Annotated in this window: 23 protein-coding genes; 16 read left to right on the forward strand and 7 right to left on the reverse strand. The window is 61.3% G+C overall.

Annotation, left to right across the window (positions count from 1 at the left end):
• Nucleotides 1-6: 6 nt before the first annotated feature.
• A complete protein-coding gene (locus KHQ23_RS00955) occupies nucleotides 7-330 on the forward strand; it encodes a YdbL family protein (RefSeq protein WP_032434431.1) in 324 nt (107 codons plus the stop codon).
• On the opposite strand, the gene feaR is transcribed toward KHQ23_RS00955, so the two are convergent.
• Nucleotides 331-1,233: a transcriptional regulator FeaR gene (gene feaR / locus KHQ23_RS00960; RefSeq protein ID WP_016947236.1), complete on the reverse strand. Its 903-nt coding sequence runs from the start codon at nucleotides 1,231-1,233 to the stop codon at nucleotides 331-333.
• A 235-nt stretch (nucleotides 1,234-1,468) separates the two neighbouring features.
• On the opposite strand from feaR, the gene KHQ23_RS00965 reads away from it, so the two are divergent.
• Nucleotides 1,469-2,968 carry an aldehyde dehydrogenase family protein gene (locus KHQ23_RS00965; RefSeq protein ID WP_004140136.1) on the forward strand — a complete coding sequence of 500 codons (1,500 nt, stop codon included), beginning with the start codon at nucleotides 1,469-1,471 and terminating at the stop codon, nucleotides 2,966-2,968.
• A gap of 123 nt (nucleotides 2,969-3,091) precedes the next feature.
• Complete coding sequence (locus KHQ23_RS00970) at nucleotides 3,092-3,982, forward strand: oxidoreductase (RefSeq protein WP_025862099.1); 891 nt, start codon at nucleotides 3,092-3,094, stop codon at nucleotides 3,980-3,982.
• 17 nt (nucleotides 3,983-3,999) lie between these two features.
• Here KHQ23_RS00970 and KHQ23_RS00975 read toward each other — a convergent pair whose 3' ends face one another.
• The 4 genes from KHQ23_RS00975 to KHQ23_RS00990 are packed head-to-tail and all read right to left on the reverse strand — an operon-like array spanning nucleotide 4,000 to nucleotide 8,010.
• Nucleotides 4,000-4,731: a class II aldolase and adducin N-terminal domain-containing protein gene (locus tag KHQ23_RS00975; protein ID WP_016947239.1), complete on the reverse strand. Its 732-nt coding sequence runs from the start codon at nucleotides 4,729-4,731 to the stop codon at nucleotides 4,000-4,002.
• A 5-nt stretch (nucleotides 4,732-4,736) separates the two neighbouring features.
• Nucleotides 4,737-5,567: an ABC transporter substrate-binding protein gene (locus KHQ23_RS00980; RefSeq protein WP_016947240.1), complete on the reverse strand. Its 831-nt coding sequence runs from the start codon at nucleotides 5,565-5,567 to the stop codon at nucleotides 4,737-4,739.
• 23 nt (nucleotides 5,568-5,590) lie between these two features.
• The gene (locus tag KHQ23_RS00985) at nucleotides 5,591-6,463 is read right to left on the reverse strand and encodes a phytanoyl-CoA dioxygenase family protein (RefSeq protein ID WP_016947241.1); all 873 of its coding nucleotides are present in this window, start codon (nucleotides 6,461-6,463) and stop codon (nucleotides 5,591-5,593) included.
• A gap of 26 nt (nucleotides 6,464-6,489) precedes the next feature.
• The gene (locus KHQ23_RS00990) at nucleotides 6,490-8,010 is read right to left on the reverse strand and encodes an amino acid ABC transporter permease/ATP-binding protein (RefSeq protein WP_004148211.1); all 1,521 of its coding nucleotides are present in this window, start codon (nucleotides 8,008-8,010) and stop codon (nucleotides 6,490-6,492) included.
• Between the two features lie 488 nt (nucleotides 8,011-8,498).
• Here KHQ23_RS00990 and KHQ23_RS00995 point away from each other — a divergent pair, with 488 nt between their 5' ends.
• The 7 genes from KHQ23_RS00995 (at nucleotide 8,499) to KHQ23_RS01025 (ending at nucleotide 14,982) form a co-directional block, all read left to right on the forward strand.
• Nucleotides 8,499-9,413 carry a LysR substrate-binding domain-containing protein gene (locus KHQ23_RS00995; protein ID WP_004190428.1) on the forward strand — a complete coding sequence of 305 codons (915 nt, stop codon included), beginning with the start codon at nucleotides 8,499-8,501 and terminating at the stop codon, nucleotides 9,411-9,413.
• Nucleotides 9,414-9,581: 168 nt separating this feature from the next.
• A complete protein-coding gene (locus KHQ23_RS01000; RefSeq protein WP_032414844.1) occupies nucleotides 9,582-10,841 on the forward strand; it encodes an NAD(P)/FAD-dependent oxidoreductase in 1,260 nt (419 codons plus the stop codon).
• 24 nt (nucleotides 10,842-10,865) lie between these two features.
• Nucleotides 10,866-11,300: a RidA family protein gene (locus tag KHQ23_RS01005; RefSeq protein ID WP_004190423.1), complete on the forward strand. Its 435-nt coding sequence runs from the start codon at nucleotides 10,866-10,868 to the stop codon at nucleotides 11,298-11,300.
• Nucleotides 11,297-11,971, forward strand: a complete 675-nt coding sequence (locus tag KHQ23_RS01010) for a DUF1028 domain-containing protein (protein ID WP_016532663.1) — start codon at nucleotides 11,297-11,299, stop codon at nucleotides 11,969-11,971. The genes KHQ23_RS01005 and KHQ23_RS01010 overlap by 4 nt, the downstream gene beginning before the upstream one ends.
• Nucleotides 11,949-13,133, forward strand: a complete 1,185-nt coding sequence (gene argE, locus KHQ23_RS01015; protein WP_369887433.1) for an acetylornithine deacetylase — start codon at nucleotides 11,949-11,951, stop codon at nucleotides 13,131-13,133. The genes KHQ23_RS01010 and argE overlap by 23 nt, the downstream gene beginning before the upstream one ends.
• 24 nt (nucleotides 13,134-13,157) lie before the next feature.
• Nucleotides 13,158-13,976 carry a phytanoyl-CoA dioxygenase family protein gene (locus KHQ23_RS01020; RefSeq protein WP_047694651.1) on the forward strand — a complete coding sequence of 273 codons (819 nt, stop codon included), beginning with the start codon at nucleotides 13,158-13,160 and terminating at the stop codon, nucleotides 13,974-13,976.
• Between the two features lie 22 nt (nucleotides 13,977-13,998).
• Entirely contained in the window at nucleotides 13,999-14,982 is a 984-nt protein-coding gene (locus KHQ23_RS01025; protein ID WP_073553534.1) for a zinc-dependent alcohol dehydrogenase family protein, read from the forward strand.
• A 2-nt stretch (nucleotides 14,983-14,984) separates the two neighbouring features.
• Here KHQ23_RS01025 and tynA read toward each other — a convergent pair whose 3' ends face one another.
• Nucleotides 14,985-17,252 (reverse strand): primary-amine oxidase, encoded by a 2,268-nt coding sequence (tynA, locus tag KHQ23_RS01030; protein ID WP_004176379.1) that lies wholly within the window; start codon nucleotides 17,250-17,252, stop codon nucleotides 14,985-14,987.
• A gap of 476 nt (nucleotides 17,253-17,728) precedes the next feature.
• Nucleotides 17,729-19,774: a phenylacetic acid degradation bifunctional protein PaaZ gene (gene paaZ / locus KHQ23_RS01035; protein WP_004190405.1), complete on the reverse strand. Its 2,046-nt coding sequence runs from the start codon at nucleotides 19,772-19,774 to the stop codon at nucleotides 17,729-17,731.
• Nucleotides 19,775-20,060: 286 nt separating this feature from the next.
• Between paaZ and paaA the strand changes: the two genes are divergently transcribed.
• From paaA to paaF, 6 genes are read left to right on the forward strand one after another with little or no spacing between them, the layout of a single operon-like run.
• Nucleotides 20,061-20,990: a 1,2-phenylacetyl-CoA epoxidase subunit PaaA gene (paaA, locus tag KHQ23_RS01040; RefSeq protein ID WP_004176377.1), complete on the forward strand. Its 930-nt coding sequence runs from the start codon at nucleotides 20,061-20,063 to the stop codon at nucleotides 20,988-20,990.
• A gap of 11 nt (nucleotides 20,991-21,001) precedes the next feature.
• Complete coding sequence (gene paaB, locus KHQ23_RS01045) at nucleotides 21,002-21,289, forward strand: 1,2-phenylacetyl-CoA epoxidase subunit PaaB (RefSeq protein WP_004224492.1); 288 nt, start codon at nucleotides 21,002-21,004, stop codon at nucleotides 21,287-21,289.
• Between the two features lie 7 nt (nucleotides 21,290-21,296).
• Entirely contained in the window at nucleotides 21,297-22,052 is a 756-nt protein-coding gene (paaC, locus tag KHQ23_RS01050; RefSeq protein ID WP_004224493.1) for a 1,2-phenylacetyl-CoA epoxidase subunit PaaC, read from the forward strand.
• 11 nt (nucleotides 22,053-22,063) lie between these two features.
• Nucleotides 22,064-22,561, forward strand: coding sequence for a 1,2-phenylacetyl-CoA epoxidase subunit PaaD (gene paaD / locus KHQ23_RS01055; protein ID WP_016947247.1), 498 nt, complete (start codon nucleotides 22,064-22,066; stop codon nucleotides 22,559-22,561).
• Nucleotides 22,562-22,568: 7 nt separating this feature from the next.
• A complete protein-coding gene (gene paaE, locus KHQ23_RS01060; RefSeq protein ID WP_032434436.1) occupies nucleotides 22,569-23,639 on the forward strand; it encodes a 1,2-phenylacetyl-CoA epoxidase subunit PaaE in 1,071 nt (356 codons plus the stop codon).
• On the forward strand, nucleotides 23,636-24,403 hold the full coding sequence (paaF, locus tag KHQ23_RS01065) for a 2,3-dehydroadipyl-CoA hydratase PaaF (protein WP_032434438.1): 768 nt from the start codon (nucleotides 23,636-23,638) through the stop codon (nucleotides 24,401-24,403). The genes paaE and paaF overlap by 4 nt, the downstream gene beginning before the upstream one ends.

A 24,403-nucleotide genomic window follows, 5' to 3' on the forward strand; every position in this document is an offset into this window, starting at 1 on the left:
GCGACGATGAGAAAACGACTGTTAACCGCGGCGCTGACGCTGGCTTTACTCAGCGCGCCCGCGCTGGCGTTGACCCTGAGCGAAGCGCGCCAGCAGGGACGAGTGGGGGAGACGCTGAACGGCTATCTCGCGCCGCTGCGTCAGGATAAAGAGACGCTGGCGCTGGTAAAGCTGATTAACGCCGCGCGCAGCGAAAGCTACCAGCAGCTGGCGGATGACAACAATCTGCCGGTGGATGAAGTGGCGAAAATGGCTGGGCAGAAGCTGGTGGCCCGCGCGCAGCCCGGGGAGTACGTCCAGGGATTGAACGGCCAGTGGGTGCGCAAATAATTAGCGACAGCGCTTGCGGTATTCCCCCGGGGTGACGCCAAAGCGCTGCTTAAAGGCGGTGGAGAAATGGCTGTGGTCGCTGAAGCCCCAGCGGTAGCCGATCCCCGCCAGCTTTTCATCGTCATGGACATTCTGTAACGCCTGGGCACACAGATCCAACCGCCGGTTCTTAATATACTGCGCCACCACCAGCCCCTGGTCGGCAAACAGCCGGTACAGGCTGCGTACCGACATGCCCGTCTCGCTGGCCAGCCACTCCGGACGCAGATGCTCCGACTGAATGGACGCATCGATTAACGCAATAATCTTCTGAAACTGCTTTTCCCGCCGGGAAGGGGCAGGATCGCGCTGATGCAGCACCGGGCGCAACAGGCAGGCGATCGCCTCCAGCGCGGCTTCGCTCTCGCTGGCGGAGAGCGTCGTGCCGCCCATGCTTTCCAGCAGCAGTCGCTGGCTGAGCTGGACCATTGGCAGAGATTTGTCCAGCCGGCAGGCGGTAGTGATGTCCCCTGTGGGCGCCACCCGCTGGCGCGGCAGCAGCAGCGAGGCCTGACGCGAGGTCTGCTGCCAGACGATGGAGCATGGGCGGGCGGCGTCGATTAACGTGATATCGCCTGCCGCCAGCGTCACCTGGCGATCGTCCTGTTCGATGATGGCTTCGCCGGCGAGCTGAAACACGGTATAGAACCAGGCGTCGTTATCGCGTTTTATCTCATTGCGCGTGCGGTAGAGATTGACGCCGGCGGCGGTGACGGTACTGACCTTGAGGCTGCCGGCGTAGCGGGCGTCAATCTCGCCGTGGAAACTCTCCTTCAGCGGCCGGGCGGCGAAATGGCCGCAGACCTGATTGATCGTCGCCAGCCAGCGCTGATATGCCAGCCCCCCCTCTGCCGTGGTCATCATTCGCCCTTCTCCTGTAATAACAATGTTTCCGCATTGTTGCATTTGTGTCGCCTCAGGCAAGGGCGCGATGGCGGGTATATGAAAGAACTATTACCCGTGGCACATTTCTGCGAGGGCAGACGACGGAATTGCGGCGACTGTCACAGCGGCGCAAACGAATGTCACAGAGAAAAAAGCGCCAACCGCCAACCAGACATAGACTGAAAGCACTATCCGCGATGAATAAGGAAAGGGTATGTCCACCTCACAGATAGCGCTGCTTGCCAGCGTCCAGCAGTTTTTAGACCGTCAGCATGGCCTGTATATCGACGGCGCCCCCTGCGCCGCGCAGAGCGAAAACCGGTTAACCGTCTGGGATCCGGCCACCGGGCAGGCGATTGCCACCACCGCCGACGCCAGCCCGGCGGATGTCGACCGGGCGGTGATGTCCGCCTGGCGCGCTTTTGTAGATCGCCGCTGGGCCGGGCGCACCCCGGCTGACCGTGAACGCATCCTGCTGCGTTTTGCCGATCTGGTGGAGCAGCACGGCGAAGAGCTGGCGCAACTGGAAACCCTCGAGCAGGGGAAATCCATTGCCATTTCCCGCGCCTTTGAGGTCGGCTGCACCCTGAACTGGATGCGCTACACCGCGGGGCTGACCACCAAGATCAGCGGCCGGACGCTGGACGTTTCGATCCCGTTCCCGCAAGGGGCGCGTTACCAGGCGTGGACCAAAAAAGAGCCGGTCGGGGTGGTGGCGGGCATCGTCCCGTGGAATTTCCCGCTGATGATCGGCATGTGGAAGGTCATGCCGGCCCTGGCGGCGGGCTGTTCGATCGTCATCAAACCCTCGGAAACCACCCCGCTGACCCTGCTGCGGGTGGCGGAGCTGGCGACCCAGGCGGGCATTCCTGACGGGGTGTTCAACGTGGTCACCGGCAGCGGCGCCGGCTGCGGCGCGGCGCTGACCGCCCATCCGCAGGTGGCGAAGGTTAGCTTTACCGGCTCGACGGCGACCGGGAAACAGATTGCCCGCGTGGCTGCCGACCGCCTGACCCGCGTGACGCTGGAGCTGGGTGGCAAGAATCCGGCGATTGTGCTCAAAGACGCCGACCCCCAGTGGGTTATTGAGGGGCTGATGACCGGAAGCTTCCTCAATCAGGGGCAGGTCTGCGCCGCCAGCTCGCGGATCTACATCGAAGCGCCGCTGTTTGACACCCTGGTCAGCGGCTTCGAGCAGGCGGTGAAATCGCTGCAGGTGGGGCCGGGGATGCAGGAGACGGCGCAGATCAACCCGGTGGTCTCCCGGGCCCACTGCGACAAGGTGGCGGCCTACCTCGAAGAGGCTCGCCAGCAGAAGGCAGAGCTTATCAGCGGCAGCGCCGGACCAGATGCGGGAGGGTACTATATTCCGCCGACGCTGGTGGTAAACCCCGACGCCGGACTGCGTCTCAGCCGTGAGGAGGTTTTTGGCCCGGTGGTGAACCTGGTGCGAGTGGCCGATGGCGAGGAGGCGCTGCGCCTGGCCAACGACAGCGATTTTGGTCTGACCGCCAGCGTCTGGACCCGCGATCTGACCCAGGCCCTGAACTACACCGACCGTCTGCAGGCGGGAACGGTATGGGTCAACAGCCATACCCTGATTGACGCCAACCTGCCTTTCGGCGGCATGAAGCAGTCTGGTACCGGCCGCGATTTCGGCCCTGACTGGCTCGACGGCTGGTGCGAAACCAAATCCGTCTGCGTGCGCTACTAGCCCTCCGTCGGGGAAGGCGAAAGGCTTTCCCGACGCGCCCCTTGCCGACTTCCGGTCTTTCTCGCTACTGTGGAGGGCAATCTTTGCCTAATCTGGGCGGTGAATCATCAGGAGGTCTTCGGCATGACAGCATTTCCTAAGGTTGCGCTAATTGGTCCCGGCGCCATCGGCACCACGATTGCCGCCGCCCTGTTTGAGAGGGGGAGGGCGCCGATGGTCTGCGGGCGTACCGCCCATTCGGCGCTGGTGCTGCGCACTGACGAGGGTGAGATCGTGGTGCCCGGCCCGGTGCACACCGACCCGATGGCGATATCCGCCCCCTTCGACCTGGTCTTTGTCGCGGTGAAAACCACCCAGACGGAGGCCATCGCCCCCTGGCTGACGGCCCTGTGTTCCCCTGACACCGTGGTGTGCGTGCTGCAAAACGGCGTTGAGCAGCGCCAGCAGTTTGCCCCCTTGACCGGCGGCGCGACGGTGCTGCCGTCGGTGGTCTGGTTCCCGGCGCAGCGCGATGCCGATGCCTCTGTCTGGTTGCGCGCCACGCCGCGCCTGACGCTGCCGGATCTGCCGGGGGCAGAGCGAGTGCAGCAGGCGCTGGCGGGAACCCGCTGCGCGGTGGACCTGGCGGCTGATTTTACCACCGTTGCCTGGCGCAAACTGTTGCAGAACGCGGTTGCCGGACTGATGGTGCTGACCGGACGACGCGCCGGGATGTTCGCCCGGGAGGACATCACTGCCCTCGGACTGGCTTATCTGCGCGAATGCCTGCAGGTGGCGCGGGCGGAAGGGGCCGCCCTGAGCGACAGCGTGTCGGAGGAGATTATCGCCGGCTTTCATCGGGCGCCTGCCGACTTAAGCACCTCTATTCTGATCGATCGCCTCAATGGCCGACCGCTGGAGTGGGATATTCGTAACGGCGTGGTGCAGCGTCGCGGGCGTCAGCACGGCATTCCGACGCCGCTCAGCGATATCATCGTGCCGCTGCTGGCGGCGGCCAGCGACGGCCCGGGCTGACCCGGGCTGGCGCGGGGTTAGTCCACCAGCGAGGGATCGAGGTCGATCATCAACTGCTTCATCTCGGCAAAGTGCTGCCTGGAGAAATCGGCAATCTTCTCCCAGTCCTGGGCGGTTTTTTCCGCCACCGCGTCTGACAGCACCTTCAGCGGCTGGCCGGTTGACCAGGCGGTGATCAGGATCTGACAGGCGCGCTCCAGGGTCCAGATATCGTCGAACGCTTCGCCGATGTTCGGGGCGGTCACCAGCACCCCATGGTTGCCCATCAGCAGACGGCGTTTATCTGCCAGCAGCCCCGCCAGCCGGGCGCCTTCTGCCGCGGTGTCCGCCATCCCGCCGTACAGGGTATCGACGGCGACCCGGTTAAAATAGCGGGCCGTGTTCTGGTCGATGGGCAGGATCTGCGGCGTCGCCAGACAGGCGAGGCTGGTGGTGTACACCGGGTGCAGATGCAGCACCACCCGCACGTCGGGCAGTCGCTGATGGATCTGCCCGTGGATGGCCCACGCGGTGGCATCGACGTCAGGGCGCGCGGCGCAACGTTCATCATCGGCGTTCAGCACCAGCAGATCGCTGGCGCGGATGCGCGAAAAGTGTTTCCACTTCGGGTTGAGTAAAAACGTTTTCCCGTCAGCGGAGAGCGCGGCGCTGAAATGGTTGGCCACCGCCTCATGCATGCCGAGATGGGCAATGATGCGAAAGGTGGCCGCCAGGTCGATGCGGATCTGCTCTTCATCGGAATCGCGCATGGGCATTACTCCGCTTTCGGCATCAGGGTCTGCAGATCCTCTTCCGTCGGCGCCTGGAAGTGATATTTCTTCAGCAGGGCGGCATATTCCGGCGTCGCGCTGTATTTTTTCAGCGCCTCTTCGAGGGCGTTTTTCACCTCCATGTTGCCTTTTTTAACGCCAAAGCCGTTCAGCACCGGATAGATCAGCGTGTCAGAGGAGATAACCACCCGGTTGCCCAGCTTTTCCACCACCCCGCGCGCCACGGCGGCGTCGGTGATCTGCGCATCCACTGCGCGCGACAGCAGCGCCTGGGTGGTCTGCGGGTCGGTGGTATAGACGCTCAACGCAATTGGCTTCAGCCCTTTCTTCACGCAGTAGTCGGCGGAAAGCTTCTGCAACTGCGCCAGCCACGAGGTGGCGCCCATCGAGCCGATTTTATGCCCGCAGAAGTCTTCCGGCGTCTTAGGCTGGTAGTCGCTCCCTTTGCGGGCGAGGATCGCCTCCCCGCTTTTCAGGTACGGCACCATGTCGATCACCTTCAGGCGCTCGGCGGTAATGTACATCGACGAGTTGGTGATATCGAAGCGCCCGCCCTGCAGCCCGGGGATCAGGTTGGGGAAGCGGGTATCGATATTCACTGCTTCACGGCCCATGCTCTTCGCCAGGCCGTTGAGCAGTTCAATATCAAACCCCGCCGGCTTATTGTTCTCCATGTACTCGTAAGGGAAAAAGGTCATGTCCGAACCAGCGGTGATCTTACCGCTTTGCTGGAAGGCCAGCGCGTTCAGGGATGTCAGAGCCCCCACTGCGCAGAGCAGCAGAGCCAGCGGGCGTGGTGCGAAAAAGCGTGTCATAAAACCTCCGGAGTGTGGGCGAATTACATGCTGGCGCGATCGGTACCGGCCTGCTGAACAAAAAACGAAGCGCCGCGCGGCTTCTGCGGCAGGCGAAGCTGGTTATCGGTGCTGCGCACCAGACCGCTCTCTTCCCCGGCCACCAGCTGGCCGGCATGGCGGCTCGGCAGCGGGTTTTCGCCGAAGGGCAGCGCATCCTCGGCGGCGTAGACGCTGATGAACAGGGTGCGCGGCAGGGCGGTCTCGTTGGGGCTGGAGGCGTGCAGCAGGCGGGTATGCATAAAGCAGACCGAGCCCGCCGGGCCAAAACAGGCCTGCGGCTGCTGGCAGTGCGTCGCCACCACCTCATCATCCACCGCCCCCGTGAAGCGCCCCTCCTGCCAGTGGGTCCACAGCGGCCCCTGATGGCTGCCCGGCACCACGTTGAGCGGGCCATTCTCCGGCGTCACCTCGCTGACCATCAGCAGAGCGGTGATGATGTCGTCATTGCTGTGTGGGGTGAAGAGGAAATCCTGATGCCATTTCACCTCGGTGGCGGTGTGCGGCAGCTTGGAGTTAATTTTGCTGTGATGAAAGCGGGTGCCGCTGCCGCCGATCAACTGCGCGGCGATGGTAGCCATCCGCGAATTCAGCGCAGTATGGCGATAGGCCTCGGAGATCTCCGTCGGTGAGGCGACCCGGCGCAGCGACGGATGGTCGGGAGCATGGTCGCGTTCGATATCGAAACGTGGCCGCCCGTCGAGGGTTTCTCCCCACGCCGTCGCGTGGCGGCGGCTCTCCTCGACCCAGCCGTCGAAATCGCTCTGCAGGGCGGCGATGTCAGCGCTGGAAAGCACTTCTTCGACCACTAGAAAACCCTGCTGATGAAACTGATCAATTTGCCACTGCGCAATCATAGTTTTTCCTCTTCACGTTCCGATAGTTAAGCCAGAGAAACATCTTTCAGAAAGGCCTCGACCCGCGGGTGATGCCCGCTACGCATCGCCTGCGGCGTGTCATCGCACACCACCCGGCCTTTCTCCATAAACACGATCCGGTCAGACACTTTGAAGGCGAAGTTCATCTCGTGGGTGACGATGACCATCGTGATGCCTTCGTGGGCCAGGGATTCGATAACCTGCAGCACTTCATTCACTTTTTCCGGATCCAGCGCCGAGGTGGGCTCATCGAACAGCATGATCTGCGGACGCATCATCAGGGCGCGGGCGATCGCCACCCGCTGCTGCTGTCCGCCGGAGAGCTGGTGTGGATACTTCCAGGCGTGCTCCAGCATGCCCACTTTGTGCAGCAGTTCGCAGGCGTGCTGGCGCAGCTCCGCGTCACTTGCCAGATGGTGATAGCGCGGGGCCAGCAGCAGATTGCCGAACACGGTCAGATGCGGGAACAGGTTAAAGCTCTGGAACACCATGCCGATGTTCAGGCGATGTTCGGCATTCTCCATAAAGCGCGGCTTCTGCTGCCCCTGGCGGTCGAGGTGAATAAAGGGTTGGCCGTTAATCTGAATTTCGCCGTTATCGATCTGCTCAAGACCGTTCAGCAGGCGAATGAGGGTGGTTTTCCCCGAGCCTGACGGACCGATGACCGAGACCACCTCGCCGGGCTGGATCTGCAGGCTCACCGCCCCCAGCACTTCGACGTTGTTGTAGGCCTTATGCAGCTTAGAGGCCTGCAGTGCCGGCTCATGACTCTGGGTGACGCTGCGCGCCATCGCCGGGCGGCGGGCGCTGGCCAGCCGCTGCATCTCGGCATCTACCGGACGAGCGGTATTGCGCTGGGTTACGTCAAGGTAGTTCTCCAGCCGTTTCAGCAGAAAATCGAACACCGTGACGATAAAGATGTAATAAAACGCCACGGCCGTCATCGTCTCCATGACCAGAAAGTTCTGCGAGTAGAGCTGCTGGCCGACCATCAATATTTCGGTCAGGGAGATCACCGACACCAGTGAACTGAGCTTCACGATGGCGATATATTCATTGGCCAGCGCCGGCAGGGCGACGCGCAGCGCCTGGGGGATGATCACCCGCCACTGGATCCCGGCGTAGCGCAACCCCAGGGCCCGCGCGGCTTCGCTCTGCCCTCGAGGGATGGAGAGCAATCCGCCGCGGTGGATCTCGGCGATATAAGCCGCTTCGCTGAGAACCATCGCCAGCAGGCCGGCCCAGAAGGGATCGTTCAGCACCGGGGCGAAGGAGGGCAGCGCCTGCGGCATGTTGTAGACAAAAATCAGCAGGACCAGCAGCGGCATACTGCGAAATAACCAGATATACAGCCGGGCTGGGGTGGATAACCAGCCGCGCGGCGACTGTTTGGCCAGCGCCAGAATAAATCCGAGCACAATACTGCAGCCCCAGGTCAGCAGACTTAATTTAATGACGGTCCAGGTGGCCCACCAAAAATCGGCATCGCTGAGCAGGCTTAACATGTAGTTCCAGTTAAACGTCATGGGCTATTTCACTCGTCATAATTATCAAAAATTAAAGTGGCTCGGCTGTGCCGTAATGGGGAGCCACCGGTATTCATCGTGCGAATACACTATGCTGGCAGGATGCTTTCAGAGGCAATTAGTAAATTTTTGGCCTTTAAGTTTAAAAAAACTATACAACGATATTAACGATATGGAATTTAAAGTGATTGCTGAGATACTTTGTGTAAACAATTTAAAAACAATGACAGTAATTCAATAACGCTATTTTGTGGGGGAAGGGTATTTTGCGCGAAACTGGGGCAGCTGCTGCCTGTCTGGCGTGCAGCGTGGCGCATGATGGTGCAACGGCGGAAATAAACCACGCGGGCGTAGAGCAATAATAAATATTGCCGCCCCTTGTCGGGCAACGCGCCGCTCTTTTCCGGGGGTGGCACGCGGATTGCTTGGGACTTAGAGGAAAACTATTCCCCACGTGCGCCGGACCATATTTTATCAATGGTGATGCTATGAACCGATTTACCCTGAAGCAGCTCAAATATTTCGTCACCGTGGTGGAGACGGAGAGTATCGCCGAGGCCTCCCGCCAGCTGCACATTGCGCAGCCGTCGATTTCGATTGCCATCAAGAATCTGGAGAGCACCTTCGACCAGCAGCTGTTTATTCGCCACCACGCGCAGGGCGTTTCGCTCACCTCCAGCGGTCGGCGGATCTACGATAAAGCGAAAGAGCTGCTGCGCCTGTCCTGGGAGTTCGAACAGAATTCGCGAGCGGATAAAGAGCTGGTTTCTGGCATGATCTCCATCGGTTGCTTTGAATCGGTGGCCCCGCTGTATATGCCGAAGCTGGTGGCCGGGTTTAAGAAATGCTATCCGGAAATCACCCTGCATCTGTACGACGGCGAACAGCATGAGCTGATGCATGGCCTGCACCGCGGCCGCTTCGACCTGGCGCTGGTCTACGATCTGGAGCTCGGCCATTCGATCAATAAAGAACGGCTCAATGCCCCGCATAAACCCTACGCGCTGCTGCCCGCCGCGCATCCGCTGGCGCAGAAGGCGCAGGTGACGCTGCAGGAGCTGAGCCGTGAGCCGATGATCCTCCTCGATGCGGTCCCCAGTAAAAATTATTTTATCTCCATCTTTAAGGAAAAGGGTTATCACCCGGAAGTGGCTTACAGTTCCCCCTCCATTGAAATGGTGCGCTGTATGGTGGGTCAGGGGTTGGGTTTTTCGGTACTGGTCACCCGGCCCTGCTGCGACATGACCTACGATGGTGAAAGAGTGGTGCAGCGGGATATTGCCGACGAGATGCCCGCCTCGACCTTAATTATGGCGCATCTCGCGAATAATGAGCCCACGCGGCCGACGCAACTGTTTATGGATTATTGTCGCAGCATCGAATTAACCCCAACTCACGCCTGAAATAACGCCTGTCGATCCGGCAGGCATTATTTTTTGTCGTCACTCAGCCTCGCAAAATTCTATTCAGTCGATCGTTTTATAATATTTTACCAATTCGTCACAGTTAAATAACCTGAAAGCCGTCAATTCCGGCGACGTCGTCGGCAACTGTGCTTGAAGGATAGCGAAATGACTGAACAGATTACCGAGATCGATACCCTGGTGGTGGGCGCGGGGCAGGCGGGCGTCGCCATGAGCGAGCATCTGACCCGGCTGGATATCCCCCACCTGGTGCTGGAAAAGCAGGGTATTGCCCAGGCCTGGCGCAGCGGACGCTGGGATTCGCTGGTCGCCAACGGCCCGGCCTGGCACGATCGGTTCCCGGGGATGGTGTTCCCGGACTGCCCGGCAGACAGCTTTGTCGGCAAAGAGCAGGTGGCAGACTATTTTGCCGCCTATGCCCGCAGCTTCAATGCGCCGATCCGTACCGGGGTGGAGGTTTTCAGCGCCGAACGCCTCGTCGGACGGCCGGGCTTTCGTATTGACACCTCGCAGGGGGGGATTGAAGCGCAGCGGATCGTAGCGGCCACCGGGCCGTTTCAGCGGCCAGTGATCCCGGCCATCGCCCCACAGAGTCAGGCTATTCAGCAGCTCCACTCCGCGCACTATTTTAACCCGCAGCAGCTACCGGAGGGCGGTGTGCTGGTGATTGGCGCAGGATCCTCCGGCGTGCAGATTGCCGATGAGCTACAGCGAGCCGGACGCGCGGTGTGGCTGTCGGTGGGAGCGCACGACCGCCCGCCGCGTCGCTATCGTCAGCGCGATTTTTGCTGGTGGCTCGGGGTGCTGGGAATGTGGGATGCCGCGGCCAATGCGCCGGGTAAAGAGCATGTCACTATCGCGGTGAGCGGCGCGCGCGGCGGCCATACCGTCGATTTTCGCCAGCTGGCGCATCAGGGGGTCACGTTAGTGGGGCAGACCCGCGGCTTTGACGGTGACAAAGCACTGTTTCACCCCGACCTGGCGGAGAATATCCGCCGCGGCGATGCCTCCTACCTTGCGCTGCTCGACGCCGCGGACGCGTGGGTGGCCCGCAACGGCATGGACCTGCCCGAAGAGCCCTCCGCCCGCGAATTTCTGCCCGATCCGGCCTGCGTTACCGACCCGCTGCTCAGTCTCAATCTGGCCGAGGCCGGGATCTGCACCATCATCTGGGCGACGGGCTACACCACTGACTATCGCTGGCTGAAGGTCAACGCCTTCGATGACGCACAGCGGCCACAGCATCACCGCGGCGTATCGACGGAGCCGGGCGTCTATTTCCTCGGCTTGCCGTGGCTCTCGCGGCGCGGGTCCACCTTTATCTGGGGCGTCTGGCACGATGCCAAATATATTGCCGACCAGATCGCCATTCAGCGCCAGTACCAGCGTTACCAGCCGTCCTGTTAACCGTTTTCCTTAAGGAGTGCTTTGATGCCAACTCATACCCGTATTCGCATGTTTAACACCAAAGAGACCTACCCGAACCAGGCGCTGAACAACGATCTGTGCCAGGCGGTGCGGGCCGGCAATACCGTCTACGTTCGCGGCCAGGTTGGCACCGACTTCGCCGGCAATCTGATTGGCCTCGGCGACCCGCGGGCGCAGGCGGAGCAGGCAATGAAGAATGTTGAACAGTTGCTGAAAGAGGCGGGAAGCGACCTCTCGCATATCGTCAAGACCACTACTTATCTGATCGATCCCCGCTATCGCGAGCCGGTCTATCAGGAGGTGGGCAAATGGTTAAAAGGTGTCTTTCCCATCTCCACCGGGGTGGTGGTGTCGGCCCTCGCGCAGCCGCAGTGGCTGATGGAGATTGACGTTACGGCGGTGATCCCTGACGACTGGCAGGGGGAGGCAGCAGAATGACTCTCTCTATTAGCGCCCGCTGCCCGGAATCAGGTCAGCTCGGCATTGCCATTAGTTCGTCGAGCATGGCCGTGGGATCGCGCTGTCCGTGGCTATTGCCCGGCGTCGGCGCGGTCGCCAGTCAGAACATAACCCTGCCGTCGCTGGGGCCGCAGATCCTCAGCGCGCTCGAAGCGGGGGCCAGCGTTGAGCAGGCCCTGAACCTGGCCCTGGCGGAGGATCGCTTCCGCGAATATCGCCAGGTCGCGGCGATTGACGCCAACGGCGACACGGCGGTGTTCAGCGGGGAGTTCACCCTCGGGATCGGCGGCGCCCTGGCGGGGGATAACTGCGTGGCGGCGGGTAACATGCTGGCCGGTCAGGGGGTAATCGCCGCGATGGTGGGCGCCTTTGAGGCCGCCACCGGAGAGCTGGCCAGCCGGCTGCTGGCCGGGCTGCGCGCCGGGATCGTCGCCGGGGGCGAGGCCGGGCCGGTCCACTCGGCGGCGGTGAAGGTGGTGGACGATTACCCGTGGCCGGTGGTCGACCTGCGCATTGACTGGGCGGAGGTGGATCCGCTGGCGGCCCTTGAGCAGCTGTGGCTGGCGTGGGAGCCGCAAATGGAGGCCTATATTACCCGGGCGCTCGACCCGCGAGAGGCGCCGGCCTATGGCGTGCCTGGCGATGAATAACACGCCGGGAGCGATCCTTGCCGCGCTGCTGGCTTTTGACACCACCAGCCGCCATTCGAACCTGGCGATGATCGACTGGATCGCCGATTTTCTCGCCGCCCGCGGCGTGGCGTCCCGCCGCTTTTATGACCCGTCGGGCGGTAAGGCCAATCTCTACGCCCGGCTGGGGCCGTCCGGCGGCGGTGGGGTGATGCTCTCGGGCCACACCGACGTGGTCCCGGTGGACGGCCAGGCCTGGAGCGTTCCGCCTTTCAGCCTGACCGAGCGCGATGGCCGCTACTATGGCCGCGGCAGCGCCGATATGAAGGGGTTTCTCGCCTGCGTGCTGGCGGCAGTGGATGACTTTCTGGCGGCGCCGCTGCGCATGCCGCTGCATCTGGCCTTCTCCTATGACGAAGAGGTCGGCTGTCTCGGCGTGCGCAGCCTGGTGGATTTTCTGCAGGCCTCGCCGGAGAAACCGGCGCTGTGCCTCATCGGCGAGCCGACAGAGATGCAGCCGGTGTTCGGTCATAAAGGCAAACTGGCCATGCGCTGCTGCATCGAGGGGCAGGCCTGCCATTCGGCCTACGCCCCGCAGGGGGTGAATGCCATCCGCTACGCGGCCAGGCTGATCAACCACCTGGATCGGCTGGGCGTGCGTCTGGCCCGGCAGCAGGACAGCCGCTTTTCGCCGCCCTTCAGCACGCTACAGGTGGGCACCATTCAGGGTGGGGCCGCGCTGAACATCGTTCCGCAGTCCTGCCGCTTTGATTTTGAAATCCGCTACCTGCCGGGGATGCGTCCTGAAGCGGTCACCGAGGCGCTGGCGGCCTACGCCCGCCGCCGACTGCTGCCGGAGATGCGCCGGGTCGGCGGCGGGAGCGACATCCAGTTTCAGCTGTTGAGCCACTACCCGCCGCTGCTCAGCGATCCACAGTCCGACTTCGCCCACTGGCTGGCGCAGTGGTGCGGCAGCGATCGGTTTTCCACCGTGGCGTTCGGCACCGAAGGGGGACTGTTCGATGAGATGGGCGTCGCGACCCTGGTCTGCGGGCCGGGCAGCATGGCCCAGGGCCATAAGGCCGATGAGTACATCAGCATCGACCAGACCGAACGCTGCATGGCGATGCTGGGCCAGCTTTGCGCCTGGATGCGCGCCGAACCGGCGGAACCGCTTACCTGATCCACCCACACAGGAACCCAAGCGATGCACAATCAACACTCTCCCCATATCGATCAAGCGACTGTCGACCGCTGGCAGGCGGACGGCGTGGTATTACTGAAGGGCGTTTTTACCCACTGGGTCGAGCGCCTCGCCGAGGGGGTCACGGCGCTGATGGCCAGCCCCAGCGAATATGGTCATGCGCGCACGGTGATCCCCAAAGATGGTTCGCCGCCTTTTTTTCAGGATTACTGCAACTGGGCGCGGATCCCGGCGTTTAGCGAGTTTGTCTTCCAGTCGGCGGCCGCGGAGATCGCCGCGGCGCTGATGCAGTCGCAGACGGCGAAATTTTTCCATGAGCATACGCTGGTCAAACCCGCCGGGGGCAGCACGGTGACTCCCTGGCATCATGACCAGCCTTACTATTGCGTCTCCGGCAGGCAGAACGTCAGCTTCTGGATCCCGCTGGACCCGGTGGCGGAGGCGACCTCGCTGCGCTGCATTCGCGGGTCGCATCGCTGGGAGGCGGAGTACAGTCCTACCCGTTTCAATGGCACTAAGCTTTACGAGCACACCCGGTTCAGCGCGCTGCCGGATATCGACGCCCATGAGGACGAGTACGATATCGTCAGCTGGGCGCTGGAGCCGGGGGATGCGGTGGCCTTCCATTTTCGCACCGTCCATGGCGCCCGCGGCAACCTCGGGGCGCGGGCTCGACGGGTCTTCTCCGCCCGCTGGGTGGGGGATGACGCCGCGTTTGCCGACCGCGGCGGCGTGACCTCGCCGCCGTTCCCCGAGCTGACCCTGCGGGACGGCGACCCGCTGGATTCCCCACTGTTCCCCCAGGTCTGGCCACCGGCGTAAGCGGCTTCGGACGGGATCTGCTATGATCCCGACTTTCGTTGTCTGGAGCCAGTCGATGTTCAACGACGCCATTGTTTATGACCGCTACGGGCCGCCGTCCGCGGTGCTAACGCTGAAACGCCTGCCGCTGGCGCCGCTGGCGGGCGGACGGGTGCGGGTCAGGATGCGCTTTGCCCCGGTGAATCCTTCGTATCTGATCCCCGTGACCGGCGCCTATCGCCATCGCACCCGACTGCCGGCCGTCGCCGGCTATGAAGGCCTTGGCGAGGTGGTCGCCGCGCCATACGGCAGCCGGCTGTGCGCGGGCCAGCGGGTGCTACCTCTTCGCGGAGGCGGCACCTGGCAGCGGTTTATCGATCTGGATGAGACCTGGCTGGTGCCGGTGCCGCCGGCGGTTGACGATCTGCTGGCCGCACGCGGGTATATCAATCCGCTGACGGCTATGCTGATGCTCAAGCGCTGGCCGGTTGCCGGAAAACACCTCGTGCTGACCGCGGCATCGTCCTCCTGCGCCAGTCTGCTGGGACAGTGGGCGCTGGCGATGGGCGCCCGCTCGGTGAGCGGGATTATTCGCTCGCCGCAGCATCGGGCGCGCCTGGAACAGGTCGGGATCTATCCGATCCTCGATACCGACCGGGCGCTGATGGAGAAGGTCAGCCAGCACAGCGATCTGGTGTTTGACGCGGTGGGCGGCGAACTGGCGAATACGCTGCTGTCGGTGCTGCCCGGGTCGTCGACCCTGATCTCCTATGGGCTGTTATCCGGGCGGCCGCTGACCCAGACGCGCGGTAGCGCGACGGTGCGCAAGTTTCATCTGCGGGAGGCGCTGCCGACACTCAGCGTGGCGGCGTGGCGGGCAGCGTTCGACGAAATCTGGCAGCGCCTGCCGACGACCTCCCAGCCGCCGGCCCAGCGTATAGCGTTGAACGACTGGCGGGAGGCGATTGCCGCCGCCGGCCAGCCGGGAAGAGGCGGTAAGATCCTGCTGGATTTCACCGCTGGTTAAGATTACTTTTTCTTTTCGCCCAGAGTAGGGGTTTCGTCAAAGAAGTTCCACGGCTTGAGCAGCGCGTGCGCCCACTCGGTCGGCATGATCGGCCACTCTTCGGCGCGCGCCACGTGGGTGGTGCCGGTGGTGATCCACACGACGTCATCGTGGTTAGTCAGCGACTCATCATCCTTCGCGTACTGGCCCAGGCCGGTATCGTGGGCGGAACGGTTCGGGTATTTCCCTTCCGGATATCGCTCTGTCGGGTGGTAGCGCGTCACCCACAGCTGTTTATCCATAAAGCTCAGGCGATGATATATCCACTCGTCCGGGGCGAATTTGGCACCGGTCGCCGCCGGGTGCGTGCCGCCGGCGTAAGGGATAATCTGGTATGAGACCGGGTTGCCCATGCGGTTCTCTTTGCTGGTGTTGCTCAGCAGGCGGATAGTGCCCGGGTCGAATTTCTGCGCCGCTTTCTGCTCGCTATCGATTGTGTACTGATTCACCTGCATGGTGCTGGTGCGCGGGCCGCCGGCGGTGTTGGGCTTCACTTCAGGATCCATCGCCACCAGGGTGTTGTTCTCGCCGTCCACATCGAGGTCGAGGCGGAAGTTATAGATGTGCTGGTGAGTGGTGCCGACAATATTATGGTCGATCAACGTTCCGTAGCGGGTATCCTCTTTGGCACTGGGGTCATGCATGGTCTTCGCCAGCACGCCTTTCACCGCTTCAATGCCGGTGGCGCCGGCATCGATACCGATGGTGCCGTTGTCGTGGAACACCCAGTCAAAGATATAGTCGTAGTTGCCGACGGTGCTGATCCAGCGTACCACCAGTTCCCGGCGTTCGGTGCTGACGTTGGGTTTGCCCATCTCCAGGTGCTTATACTCAGGCCCGGCATAGCGTTCGAATATGGCCACCGCGCCTGGAATAGTGGTTGGTTTGCCGGTGTAATCGGCGATAGTTTCGTCCAGCAGTACCGCATTTGACGGCGCATCTTTACCGCGTACAATCGGCGAGGTCAGGGTGCCCATGCCATAATCGCCGGAGTCGAGGTAGGCTTTGAAATACCAGCCGACGTCCGGGTCGCCGTAGGGGACGATCATCCCGCCCAGGGAACCTTCATACATCACCTGGCGTTTTGTGCCGTTATCGTTGTAAGTCACCGTTGAGAGGATTGGCCCGACGCGCGAGTTCAGGCGCAGATGAAAATCCCAGTTCTGCCAGTGAATGGTATCGCCGGTGATCGTGTAGTTTTTGCCTTCCGGTTCGGTTATCTCCAGCGGTTTCACCGCCGGGGCGTTGCGGTCGCGACCATCATACGGACGGGGCTCCATTGGGACCGGGATCACCGGACCTTCTTCGATTTTGATGATTTTCTTCGCTTCAAGGTCGACCACCGCCACCAGGTTTTCAATCGGGTGAGCCCAGTAGTTGCCGTCGCCGGTATCCAGATAACTGACCACCTTCAGCAGACGCGCATCCTGCTGCAGGCCATCTTTGCCATCAAAAAAGCCAACGGTGAGCGGGGTGGTGACCACTTTGCCAGGATCGGTAATACCGTGCTTTTTCAGCACCTCAGCGAATTCGCTGCTGGTATTGATGATGTTCTGCACGCTGACAAAATCATCGAGCAGCACCATCCCGTGGGCGCCTTTGATCGGCGTCCAGGAGAGGATTTTTTTGTTTTGCAGATCGACCACGGCTTCAATGACGTGTTTGCCATCGAGCATCACCACATCGGCAGTGCGGGGAGCATCGACCGGCGTTCCCTGCAGGGCAAAGGCCCATACCGCCGCCTTGTCCGGCTCGTGTAAGGAAATCTCAGTAAAGCGGGTATTCGGCTGAAACTCCGGCGCGGCTTTGACAATGGTCACCGCTTCACTGATTTCCGCCGCCGAGAGCGAGTTTAACGGGTGCGGGCGCTTTTCCACCTGGAAGGTCTGATCGAGACCGGACTGGAAGACATCGTTGATAAAGGTATCGGAAACCCAGGCTTTACCTTCCTTCATTACCACAGGCACCTGTAGGTCAAGGGATTTACCGTTGACGATCGCCGTTTTGGCGCCGGGCTTTACTTTGACGTAAGCGCCGTCTTTTATCAGGGTGAACATTTGCGCGTAGTCATCCCACTGCACATCGGCGCCGAATTCCTGCAGCGTTTTATCCAGCGGTACCATGTGGGCTTCGCTACCGTGAGCGAAGACCGGTGATTGCCAGGCGCAAACCACCGCCACGGCCAGCGCCAGCGCGGTTTTACGAGGAGAAAATTTCAAGCCGTTTGCCATTGTGACCTCATCTTATTGTTGTGTTGTCTCTTGCCGCTGCGAATGTCGGCTTTGTCATCCTTAAGCTACCAGCCAGCGGCGCCGGGGCGTTTGTTTGCTTTTGCCAGCTTGTTTGTCAGTTTTGCCAGACGGGCGTAAAAAATGCCTCCGCAGAGGCATTGAGTACGTGCGCTGATTTTTTTGCCGGGTGGCGGCTGACGCCTTACCCGGCCTACGGTCCGTGCGGCCTGCCGTTAATTTATTCACCATTCTTGCTGGCCCGAGCCCGGGGGTACAGGGGGCGGCGGCGACTGGCCGCCCCCTGTGCGCTCCCTGCGCTATGCCAGGCATAACGCAGACGATTAACCGGGAGCGCAATGTGCGCTGAAGCCACGGATAACATAAAGGACTTCCCGGGGCGAAACCGTTGCAAACCGATTGCAGTATCAATGGCTAAAGGGTCGGCCAACAGAGCGCCAGCGGTCTATTTTTCGCTATCACGCCGGGAAATCTCCCTGTTGACGCGCCACCAGGGTCAGAATGGAATACAGCGCCACCGCCTGCTGGTGCTGGTTGAAAATCTCCACCGCCCATTCCACCACGCCGGTGGCTTTCTCATCGGCGCTGCGCTGACGTTTGACCGTTTTCCGCTTACAGGTGAGGCGAACCTGAATGGTGTCGCCCGGTTTGACCGGCTCAATAAAGCGCAGGTTTTCCATCCCATAGTTGGCGATAACCGGCCCGACGCCGGCATCGACGAACAGCCCGGCCGCGGCGGAGATCAGGAAATAGCCGTGGACCACCCGCTCGCCAAAAATCGACTCGGCGGCGGCGATTTTGTCCATATGCGCGTAGAAATGATCGCCGCTCAGGCAGGCGAAGTTAACGATATCCGCTTCGGTCAGGGTTCGGCGCGGGGTTAATAAGCTGTCGCCAGGCTGAATCTCTTCGAAATATTTGCGGAACGGGTGAATACGGTCTTCGTTCACCTGGGCGCCGCGCACCCACTGTTGACCGATGGTCGCCAGCATCGTTGGGCTGCCCTGGACCGCGGTACGCTGCATATAGTGTTTCACCGAACGCAGCCCGCCAAGCTCTTCTCCGCCGCCAGCGCGGCCGGGGCCGCCGTGCACCAGCTGCGGCAACGGCGAACCGTGGCCGGTTGATTCTGCGGAGGATGCTTCATTCAGTATCTGAATACGGCCATGGGCGCGGGCGGCGCCGAGGATAAACTCACGCGCCAGCTCGCCGCTGGCGGTGACCAGCGTCCCCGCCAGACTGCCGCCGCCGGCGCGCGCCAGCGTCAGCGCATGCTGGCGGTCGCGATACGGCATCAGCGTCGCCACCGGACCAAAAGCTTCAATGGCGTGAACCGCCGGCGTTTCATCCGGCTGTGAGCAGTACAACAGGGTCGGCGGGAAAAATGCGCCGGCCGCGCTGAGGTCCGCCTCTCCACCGAGCAGTACTTCGCAGCCAGCGGCTATCAGCTTATTGACGCTCTCCTGTACGTCCTGACGCTGTTCGCTATTAACCAGGGCCCCCATCTTAACGCCCTCCTGCGCAGGGTCACCGACGGTTACTTTATGCAGGCGGGAGATCAGTGCATCGCTAACCGCATTAATCTGAGCCAGTGGCACAATGATTCTGCGGATAGCGGTACATTTTTGCCCGGCTTTCGCCGTCATCTCGCGGACCACTTCCCGAATAAACAGCGCGAATTCCGGTTGCTCCGGAGTGACGTCTTCGCCTAACACGCAGCAGTTGAGTGAATCTGCTTCCATGGTAAAGGGAATGGATTTGGCTACCAGGTTAGGGTGCGCCCGTAGCTGCTGGCCGGTGGCGGCTGACCCGGTAAAGGTAACCACGTCCTGGCTATCGAGGTGGTCGAGCAGATCGCCCGCGCCGCCGCAAATCAGGCTGATGGCGCCCTCCGGCACCAGGCCGCTGTCGACAATCGCTTTCACCATTGCCTGGGTGAGCTGGGCGGTAGCAGTTGCCGGTTTAATGATAGCCGGCATACCGGCAAGCCACGTGGGCGCCAGTTTTTCCAGCATTCCCCAGCAGGGGAAGTTGAAGGCGTTGATATGGACGGCGACGCCTGATTTTGATGTCAGCACATGACGCGCGGCAAAACCGCCCTGTTTGGAGAGCGGGATGAGCTCGTCTTCCGGCCACAGGATATCGTCCGGTAATTCTCGACTACCGAGCCCGGCATAGGTGAAAAGGGTACCGATACCGCCTTCAATATCCACCCAACTGTCGGCGCGAGTGGCGCCGGTTTGCGCGGAGATGGCGTAGAACTGGTCTTTCTGCTCCAGCAGGTGTTTCGCCACCGCTTTCAGCATCGCGCTGCGTTCAATAAAGGTCATCGCCTGCAGGGCTTTACCACCGCGCTCAATCGCGAAGCGGCGCGCCTGCGCCATATCCAGGCCTTCACTGGTCACCTCCCAAAGCGCCGCGCCGGTGATGGCGTGATGGATAGTACGGGCGCGGCCCCGGCCGGTCTGCCAGGCGCCGGATAAGTAGCTGGCTAACTGCTGCATCGCAAATCTCCAAATGTGTTACGTGTGATATCTATAAATAGTTCTTTTATGAATCATAAAATGCAAGCCCGTATTTAATAAATTATTAACATTGTGATCGCGATGGCGTTACGTCTTATGCTTAACTTACTGTATTAATTGTGGTTTACAAAAGGTTTTGCGGAGATTATCACAAAAGGAGCAAACAAAATTTGTGGTTTTATTTAACCAATATGTAACCTTCAATAAACAAAGTGATTCACATAAATGTTTTTGTTGTGAATATCGGAATCATAAAGGTGATGACGTGACAGAAGAACAACGCTTTGACCAGCGCATCGCGCAGGAAACGGCCATCGAACCGCAGGACTGGATGCCGGATGCCTACCGTAAGACCTTGATTCGGCAGATAGGCCAGCACGCGCACTCGGAGATCGTCGGCATGCTGCCGGAAGGCAACTGGATCACCCGCGCGCCGACGCTGCGCCGCAAAGCGATCCTGTTGGCTAAGGTACAGGATGAGGCTGGACACGGGCTGTATCTCTATAGCGCCGCGGAAACCCTTGGCTGCGCCCGGGAAGACCTGTATCAGAAGATGCTCGACGGGCAGATGAAATACTCCTCCATTTTTAACTACCCGACCCTCAGCTGGGCGGATATCGGCGTGATCGGCTGGCTGGTCGATGGCGCGGCCATCGTCAACCAGGTGGCGCTGTGCCGGACCTCCTACGGCCCCTATGCCCGGGCGATGGTCAAAATCTGCAAAGAAGAGAGCTTTCACCAGCGTCAGGGATTTGAAGCCTGCATGGCGCTGGCGCAGGGCAATGACGCGCAGCGGCAGATGCTGCAGGACGCCATTAACCGCTTCTGGTGGCCGGCGCTGATGATGTTTGGCCCCAACGACGACAACTCGCCGAACAGCGCCCGCAGCATGGCGTGGAAAATCAAACTGCACTCCAACGACGAGCTACGTCAGCGCTTCGTCGATAACACCGTGCCGCAGGTAGAGATCCTCGGTATGACCGTCCCGGACCCGGATTTGCAGTTTGATGAAGCCAGCGGCCACTACCGCTTCGGCGAAATCGACTGGCAGGAATTTAACGAGGTGATTAGCGGCCGTGGCATTTGCAATCACGAGCGGCTGGCCGCCAAGCGTAAGGCCTGGGAAGAGGGCGAGTGGGTGCGCGAGGCCGCGCTGGCCCATGCGCAAAAACAGCAGGCCCGCAGCGCGGCATGAGGAGAGACAACATGAGCAAAGTTTACTGGCCGTTATATGAAGTGTTCGTTCGCAGCAAACAGGGGTTATCCCATCGTCACGTCGGCAGTCTGCACGCCGCCGATGATCAAATGGCGCTGGAGAATGCCCGCGATGCCTATACCCGCCGCAGCGAAGGCTGCTCAATTTGGGTGGTGAAGGCCAGCGAAATCGTTGCTTCGCAGCCGGAAGAGCGCGGCGAATTCTTCGACCCGGCGGAAAGCAAAGTCTACCGTCATCCGACTTTCTATACCGTGCCGGATGGCATGGAACATATGTGAGGCGGCGATGAATATCCCTAACCCCGTAGCCACCTACGCCCTGCGGCTTGGCGACAATGGTCTGGTTCTGGCCCAGCGTTTAGGCGCCTGGTGCGGCCATGCTCCCGAGCTCGAGATCGATCTTGCGCTGGCCAACATCGGCCTCGACCTGCTCGGCCAGGCGCGCAATTTTTTAAGCTATGCCGCCGAGCTTAACGGCTGCGGCGACGAAGATACGCTGGCTTTTGGTCGCGATGAGCGCCAGTACAGCAACCTGCTGCTGGTGGAGCAGCCAAACGGCAATTTTGCCGACACCATCGCCCGCCAGTTCTTTATCGATGTCTGGCACGTCGCCCTGTACAGCCGGCTGGTGAACAGCCGCGACGCGCAGCTGGCGGCCATTGCCGCCAAAGGGCTGAAAGAGGTGCGTTACCACCTGCGCTTCAGCCGCGGCTGGCTGGAGCGTCTGGGTAACGGCACCGAGTTATCAAATCGCAAAATGCAGCAGGCGGTCGACAATCTGTGGCGCTTCACCGGCGAACTGTTCCTTGCCGATGAAGTGGAGCTCAGCCTGGTTGAGCAGGGTATTGCGGTTGATCCGCGTGAACTGCAGGCCGAATGGCAAAGCGCGGTACACACGGCGCTGCTCGACTCCGGCTTACAAATCCCGCAGGAAGCGGCCTTCCGCAGCGGCGGCAAACAGGGGCTGCACAGTGAACATCTCGGCCCGCTGCTGGCGGAGATGCAATATCTGCAGCGTTCGCATCCCGGACTGCAGTGGTAAGTGAGGTGACTATGCAACGTCTTGCCGATATCGCTCCTGCAGAGGTTCGCACCATCTGGGGATTATTAAGCGCGATCCCGGATCCGGAAGTGCCGGTACTCACCATCACCGACCTCGGTATGGTACGCAGCGTCGCGCGCCATGGCGACGGCTGGGTGATTGGCTTTACCCCGACCTATTCGGGCTGTCCGGCGACGGAGCATCTGCTGGGGGAGATCCGCGCGGTCATGAGCGAGCATGGTTTTCAGCCGGTACATATCGTCCTGCAGCTGGATCCGCCGTGGACCACCGACTGGATGAGTCAGGATGCCCGCGAGCGCCTTCGCCTGTACGGCATCAGCCCGCCCCAGGGGCACGCCTGCCATGCGGACATGCCCGCTGAGGTGAGCTGTCCGCGCTGCGGCAGCACCCATACCTCGCTGATTAGCGAATTCGGTTCCACGGCCTGCAAAGCGCTCTATCGCTGCGACAGCTGCCGGGAACCTTTTGATTACTTTAAATGTATTTGAGGTTGCCATGACGACGTTCCATTCGCTTAAGGTGGCGAGAGTCGAGCCGGAAACCCGCGATGCGGTGACCATCACTTTTGCGATCCCGCAAGCCCTGCAGGCGGAGTACTGCTTTCGCCCGGGCCAGCATCTGACGCTAAAAGCCCGTCTGGGCGGTGAAGAACTGCGCCGCTGTTACTCCATTTGTCGCAGCCGCACGCCAGGCGAAATTAGCGTCGCGGTCAAAGCTATCGACGGCGGGCGCTTTTCGCGCTACGCCCAGCACGATATCCAGCAGGGTATGGAGCTGGAAGTGATGGTGCCGCAGGGGCATTTCGGTTATCAACCGCAGGCTGAACGGCAGGGTGAATATCTGGCGATTGCCGCCGGTTCCGGGATCACGCCGATGATGGCGATCATGAGCGCGACGCTGGCGACCGAGCCGCAAAGCCGCTTCACGCTGATCTACGGCAACCGCAGCAGCCATAGCATGATGTTCCGCCAGGCGCTGGCCGATTTAAAAGACCGCTATCCGCAGCGCCTGCAGGTGATACACCTGTTTAGCCAGGAGTCGATGGACAGCGATCTGCTACAGGGGCGCATTGACGGCGACAAACTGCGCCAGCTCGCTGACCATCTGCTGGATTTCAGCCGTTTCGACGAGGCTTTTATCTGCGGCCCGGCGGCGATGATGGATGAGGCGGAAGCGGCGTTACGTGAACTTGGCGTAGCGGAGAAATCGATTCATCTCGAACGCTATAATACCCCAGGCGGCAATGTGAAGCGCGCCGCCGGCGTGCAGGCGGAAGGGCGCACGGTGACCATCCGCCAGGACGGGCGCGATCGGCTTATCGCCCTCAGCGCCGAAGACGACAGCATCCTGGATGCCGCATTGCGTCAGGGCGCCGATCTGCCGTTCGCCTGTAAGGGCGGGGTATGCGCCACCTGTAAATGCAAAGTGCTACGCGGTGAAGTGGCGATGGCCGCCAATTACAGCCTGGAAGCAGATGAGCTGGCGGCAGGCTACGTGCTGAGCTGCCAGTCGCTGCCGACAAGCGGCGATGTGGTGGTCGACTTTGACGCGCGGGGGATGGCATGAGTGACCTGCTGATCCACCGTCATGGCCGGGTGCTACAGCTAACGCTGAACCGCCCGCAGGCCCGCAACGCGCTGAACAATGCCCTCTTAACCCAGATTGCCGAGGCGCTGGAGGCGGCGGCAGTTGATGACAGCGTCGGCGTCTGCGTTATTCGCGGTAACGCGCGTTTTTTCGCCGCCGGGGCTGACCTCAATGAAATGGCGGAAAAAGATCTTCCTGCCACCCTGGATGATATTCGCCCACGGTTATGGGCGCGAATCGATGCTCTTACTAAGCCGCTCATCGCCTCGGTCAACGGCTACGCGCTCGGCGCCGGCTGCGAGCTGGCCCTGCTGTGCGACCTGATTGTCGCCGGGGACAACGCCCGCTTTGGCCTGCCGGAAATTACCCTCGGCATAATGCCGGGCGCGGGCGGCACCCAGCGGCTGATCCGCAGCGTTGGCAAGGCGCTGGCCAGCCGGATGGTGCTGAGCGGCGAGAGTATTGACGCCCGCCAGGCGCAGCAGGCCGGGCTGGTCAGTGATATCCATCCGGCGGCGTTAACCGATGAGTATGCCCTGAAACTGGCAACCACCATTGCCCGCCATTCGCCGCTGGCGCTACGGGCGGCAAAACAGTCGCTGCGCCTGTCGCAGGAAGTCAGCCTGCAGGCCGGTCTACAACAGGAGCGCCAGCTGTTTAGCCTGCTGAGCGCCACCGAGGACCGCCGCGAAGGCATCGACGCCTTCTTACAAAAACGTACCCCGGAATTTAAAGGACGCTAA

The organism is Klebsiella sp. 64, assembly GCF_018223915.1.
GTDB lineage: Bacteria > Pseudomonadota > Gammaproteobacteria > Enterobacterales > Enterobacteriaceae > Klebsiella > Klebsiella pneumoniae.

Coding starts and splice junctions, on each gene's coding strand:
- KHQ23_RS01000 (WP_032414844.1), top strand. CDS start 9,582: ATGACTGAACAGATTACCGAGATCGATACCCTGGTGGTGGGCGCGGGG.
- paaZ (WP_004190405.1), bottom strand. CDS start 19,774: ATGCAGCAGTTAGCCAGCTACTTATCCGGCGCCTGGCAGACCGGCCGG.
- paaE (WP_032434436.1), top strand. CDS start 22,569: ATGACGACGTTCCATTCGCTTAAGGTGGCGAGAGTCGAGCCGGAAACC.
- feaR (WP_016947236.1), bottom strand. CDS start 1,233: ATGATGACCACGGCAGAGGGGGGGCTGGCATATCAGCGCTGGCTGGCG.
- paaB (WP_004224492.1), top strand. CDS start 21,002: ATGAGCAAAGTTTACTGGCCGTTATATGAAGTGTTCGTTCGCAGCAAA.
- KHQ23_RS00970 (WP_025862099.1), top strand. CDS start 3,092: ATGACAGCATTTCCTAAGGTTGCGCTAATTGGTCCCGGCGCCATCGGC.
- KHQ23_RS00995 (WP_004190428.1), top strand. CDS start 8,499: ATGAACCGATTTACCCTGAAGCAGCTCAAATATTTCGTCACCGTGGTG.
- KHQ23_RS00975 (WP_016947239.1), bottom strand. CDS start 4,731: ATGCGCGATTCCGATGAAGAGCAGATCCGCATCGACCTGGCGGCCACC.
- tynA (WP_004176379.1), bottom strand. CDS start 17,252: ATGGCAAACGGCTTGAAATTTTCTCCTCGTAAAACCGCGCTGGCGCTG.
- argE (WP_369887433.1), top strand. CDS start 11,949: ATGGCGTGCCTGGCGATGAATAACACGCCGGGAGCGATCCTTGCCGCG.
- KHQ23_RS00955 (WP_032434431.1), top strand. CDS start 7: ATGAGAAAACGACTGTTAACCGCGGCGCTGACGCTGGCTTTACTCAGC.
- KHQ23_RS00990 (WP_004148211.1), bottom strand. CDS start 8,010: ATGACGTTTAACTGGAACTACATGTTAAGCCTGCTCAGCGATGCCGAT.
- paaF (WP_032434438.1), top strand. CDS start 23,636: ATGAGTGACCTGCTGATCCACCGTCATGGCCGGGTGCTACAGCTAACG.
- paaD (WP_016947247.1), top strand. CDS start 22,064: ATGCAACGTCTTGCCGATATCGCTCCTGCAGAGGTTCGCACCATCTGG.
- KHQ23_RS00965 (WP_004140136.1), top strand. CDS start 1,469: ATGTCCACCTCACAGATAGCGCTGCTTGCCAGCGTCCAGCAGTTTTTA.
- KHQ23_RS01020 (WP_047694651.1), top strand. CDS start 13,158: ATGCACAATCAACACTCTCCCCATATCGATCAAGCGACTGTCGACCGC.
- KHQ23_RS01005 (WP_004190423.1), top strand. CDS start 10,866: ATGCCAACTCATACCCGTATTCGCATGTTTAACACCAAAGAGACCTAC.
- KHQ23_RS01025 (WP_073553534.1), top strand. CDS start 13,999: ATGATCCCGACTTTCGTTGTCTGGAGCCAGTCGATGTTCAACGACGCC.
- KHQ23_RS00985 (WP_016947241.1), bottom strand. CDS start 6,463: ATGATTGCGCAGTGGCAAATTGATCAGTTTCATCAGCAGGGTTTTCTA.
- paaC (WP_004224493.1), top strand. CDS start 21,297: ATGAATATCCCTAACCCCGTAGCCACCTACGCCCTGCGGCTTGGCGAC.
- KHQ23_RS00980 (WP_016947240.1), bottom strand. CDS start 5,567: ATGACACGCTTTTTCGCACCACGCCCGCTGGCTCTGCTGCTCTGCGCA.
- KHQ23_RS01010 (WP_016532663.1), top strand. CDS start 11,297: ATGACTCTCTCTATTAGCGCCCGCTGCCCGGAATCAGGTCAGCTCGGC.